Below are 3,667 nucleotides of genomic sequence, written 5' to 3'. Positions count from 1 at the left end.
CGTCGTCCGTACGGCCCCGTGACGGGGGCCGTACCGAACGGCGGGCCCAGGCCCTACGGCCGCAGGGCGGGCAGCGGGTCCGGGTTCAGCCTGCGGAACAGTGGTTCCCAGTCCGCCGGCGCGGTGCCCGGCTCGTTGTAGAGCTCGAAGGTGCGGCCCGCGGCCGCGGCGGAGCCCAGGGCCCGCACGCAGGCCTCGGCCACCGCGGCGCGCGAGACCCAGCCGTCACCGCGGTCGTCCTGTTCGAGCCGGACGCCCGCGCCCGCGACGCCGTCGTCGGTGAGCCAGCCCGGCCGGACGACCGTGTAGGCGAACCCCGAGTCGCGGACCGCGTCCTCGCCGCGCAACCGCCAGTCCAGCAGCCGTCCGTAGGCGTTCATCGGGTGCTCGCGCCGGGTCACGAAGATCTGGCTCACCAGGAGGAAGCGCGGTCGCACCGGGTTCTCGGCGGCCGCCGCGAGCACGTTGCGCACCCCGCTGTAGACCGTGGTCTCGGGGCTGTCCGGGCCGGAGTCGGCCGTGCCCGGTTCCACGCAGAACACCACGGCGGCCGTGCCGCGCAGCGCGGGCTCCAGCGCGTCCAGGTACCGAACGTCCGCCTGCCGCAGCTCGGTTCCGGGCGGCGGGGTCACTCCTCGTTCCGGGTGCCGGCTCACCACCCGGACCCGCTCGCCCGCCTCGGCCAGTCTCCTGGTCACGAGGGCGCCGAGCCGGCCCGCGCCGCCGATCACCGCTATGGGGCCGTGCCTGTGCATGATTCCCCCTCATCGTCTGACGCCGGTGGTCCGGCCGGGTCACACCCAGCGCAGGACGTCGTCGGCGCTTCTCAGCTCGGTCGCGGCCGGCACGCCGGTCAGCGTGGGCACCCTCAGCCGCGGGTAGACCGTGACGCCGCGGAACCGGGATCCGGGACGCAGCACGGCCCCGTCGCCGATCGCCGTGTGTCCCTCCAGCCGGGTCGGCCGGGCGCGCTCCGAGTGGATGACCGCCATCGGTCCGACGTAGGAGTCCGAGACGTCGGCGTGGGCGCCGATCACCGCGGACTCGCCGACGGCGGAGTGGACGAGCGCGCCGCCCTCACGGATCTCGGCCCCGTCGCCGACGTCCGTGTGCTCCAGCCGCACGCCCGGCCCGATCTCGACGTCATGGCCGATGCGCACCCCGGGACCGATCAGCACCGATCCGTCCTCGATCTTCTGCGCGAGCGTCGTGCCGGTCAGGTCGTCCTTGGTCTGCAGACTGCTCTCGTGGATCCAGCCGTGCGCCCCGGCCTGCCCGGAGCGCTCCATGAGCCGGTTCACGTGCTCGTACGCGCCGTCGAGCACGAGCCGCAGGGTGTGCAGGTAGTCGGGCACGTTGCCCAGGTCGCCGAGCCGCCCGATGGCGTGGGCGGCGACCGGGTGGCCGTGTCCGGCCAGCCAGGGCAGCAGGTCCCCGCCCCAGTCGAGCCGTTGGTGGGTCTGCCTGAACAGCCCCGGCTCGCGGGCCAGCAGGCGCAGCCGGCCGCAGTCCACCAGGTACATCCCGGCGTTGGTGGGCAGGGTCGCCCGTTCGTCGGCGACCGCGTCCGGGAACAGCTCGCCGAGCCGTCCGGCGGCCGGTTTCTCGACGAAGCCCGTCACCAGCCCCCGCGCGTCGGTGCGCATCACCCCGTACTTGCCGGCGATCTCCCGTGCGGTGCGTTCCACCGCGGCCACCGTCACCACGGCGTCCCGCCGGTCGTGCGTCGCGCGCAGTTCCTTCAGGTCGAAGTCGAAGAGCGAGTCGACCGGCAGCACCAGGGCCTGGCCCTGGAGGTCCCACTGTTCGAGGTTGTGCAGAGTGGCTCCGGCCGAGCCGACGTTGTAGCGGTCGAGGCGTGAGCGGGAGTAGCGCACGTCCACCCCGTGGCGCTCGCCGTGGCCGAGCAGGAGCTTGATCTGGTTGCGGTTCTCCAGACCGTGGGCCACCACGTAGAAGCGGCGGATCCCCTGGTCCCTGCAGGCTTCGACGACCCATTCGACGAGCCGCCTCCCGACGAACGGAATAAGCGCCTTGCTGCGAATGTAGTCGGATGACTCGAGGGTGATGGGCTTGGCCCGCTCCCCCCTGCCGCCCGCGAGAATGATTCCGACGGTTTCCGGATTCCGACGAGGCACTTTCGCTTCCCCCTATGAGTTCGTCGGACGTCCGCCCGGTCCTTCGGTCAGCCCCATTCCGGGTCGTGGGCGGGGGAGTTGGCCGACCGAGCGGCCGACGGTGCGTGGGTGGCCGCTTCGGCCGACTGGGCTCCGAGCCCGAGGAGGAACATGAGGGCGAATATCGCGGTGAATCGCTTGGCACTCGCTTCTATGGAATTCATATGGATTCCCTCCCAGGTGGCCGATAGGCGCTGTTGCCTTCCGCCGCGAGAAGCATGCCGCAGTCCGGGGCCGGATTTCTTCGCTTGGTAGCCTCGTGATCGCGCATTGCGCATTTCTGAAGGGGGAACGAATGTGCAGGAAGTCGGACAATCCCTCCCATCCCCATGTGGTCAGGCTCTGCGACGAGGGTCTGGCCCGGTACCGGCAAGCGCTTACGAAAGGTCCGATTGATGGGGATGTCCCCGACTGCCTCGTCGAGTTGGGGCTGATGCGGCCGTTGGCCGAAAACCCGCGGATCATGGGCGTGGTGCCGCCGGACATCGCGGTGAGCGAGTTCTGCCGGCCCATCGAGCGCGCCATCCTCGTCCAGCAGCAGGCCGTCGCGGCCGTGCGCGAGGCGCTGAGCGCGGCGGAGGACGTCTACCGCGAGGAACAGGGCACCGCCTCGGCCGACATCCGGCTGCTGCACGGGGAGGACGTGATCAGCGCGGCGCTGCAGAAGTCGGCCGACGCCTGCCGCGCGGAGCTGCTCACCGCCCAGCCGGGCGGGGGCCGGGCCACCGCACTGCTCAGCAAGGCGCTGCGCCGGACCCTGGAGCTGGCCGAGCGCGACATCCGCCAGCGCACGCTGTACCAGCACTCCGTGCGCACCCACGGCCCCACGCTCGCCTACATCGAGCAGGTGTCGGCGGTGGGCGTCGAGGTACGCACCCTCAACGAGCTGTTCGACCGGCTGATCATCTTCGACCGCAAGATCGCCTTCATCCCCGACCCGCGGCACGACCTGAAGACGACGGCCCTGACCATCGAGCACCCGGCGATCGTCCACTACCTGGCCACGGTCTTCGACCACGCCTGGCAGCGTGCGGAGCCGATCAGCATCACCCAGGAGCAGGCGCGCCCGCCGCTGATGACCGACGAGACCCGGCGCACCGTCCTGCGGCTGATGATCGAGGGCCACACGGACGCGGCCATAGCCAAGCGCCTGGGCATCAGCGCACGGACCGTCTCCACCCACATCGGCCGCGCGGCGGAGGCCCTGAACAGCAAGAGCCGCGCCCAACTGGCCTACGCCCTGGCCCAGTCCCGCCTACTGGAGGACGCGCTGGACTGACCCCACCACCCACGGACGGACCCGGCGGCCGCCGGCGGCGACGGCCCCGAGCGGGGGCCACCCGCACCCGGCGACGAAGCCGCACGGGTGGTGCGGGTGGGAACGGAATCCCGCCGAAGGCGAAGCCGAGGCGTGTCCGCACCACGCACGCACACCCGCACGCACACCGGCACCCGCACCGCACCGCACCCGCACCCGCACGGCCGCGCAC

3 protein-coding genes are annotated in these 3,667 nt (G+C 71.9%); 1 reads left to right on the top strand and 2 read right to left on the bottom strand.

Going from position 1 to position 3,667, the window contains the following annotated elements; translation table 11 throughout:
- Positions 1 to 53 precede the first annotated feature (53 nt).
- A complete protein-coding gene (locus V7E45_RS39335; RefSeq protein ID WP_333779090.1) occupies positions 54 to 755 on the bottom strand; it encodes an SDR family oxidoreductase in 702 nt (233 codons plus the stop codon).
- A gap of 39 nt (positions 756 to 794) precedes the next feature.
- Positions 795 to 2,138 carry an NDP-sugar synthase gene (locus V7E45_RS39330; RefSeq protein ID WP_333779089.1) on the bottom strand — a complete coding sequence of 448 codons (1,344 nt, stop codon included), beginning with the start codon at positions 2,136 to 2,138 and terminating at the stop codon, positions 795 to 797.
- A 481-nt stretch (positions 2,139 to 2,619) separates the two neighbouring features.
- On the opposite strand from V7E45_RS39330, the gene V7E45_RS39325 reads away from it, so the two are divergent.
- Positions 2,620 to 3,456 (top strand): LuxR C-terminal-related transcriptional regulator, encoded by an 837-nt coding sequence (locus tag V7E45_RS39325; protein ID WP_443056356.1) that lies wholly within the window; start codon positions 2,620 to 2,622, stop codon positions 3,454 to 3,456.
- The last annotated feature ends 211 nt before the right edge of the window (positions 3,457 to 3,667 follow it).

Origin of the sequence: Streptomyces sp. IBSBF 3136 (assembly GCF_036815105.1) — a bacterium.
Taxonomy (GTDB): Bacteria; Actinomycetota; Actinomycetes; order Streptomycetales; family Streptomycetaceae; genus Streptomyces.
This window is presented reverse-complemented; position numbering and strand designations above follow the sequence as displayed.

Bases quoted from the DNA above. Each gene is read 5' to 3' on its own strand.
- V7E45_RS39335 (WP_333779090.1), bottom strand. From the start codon at position 755: ATGCACAGGCACGGCCCCATAGCGGTGATCGGCGGCGCGGGCCGGCTC.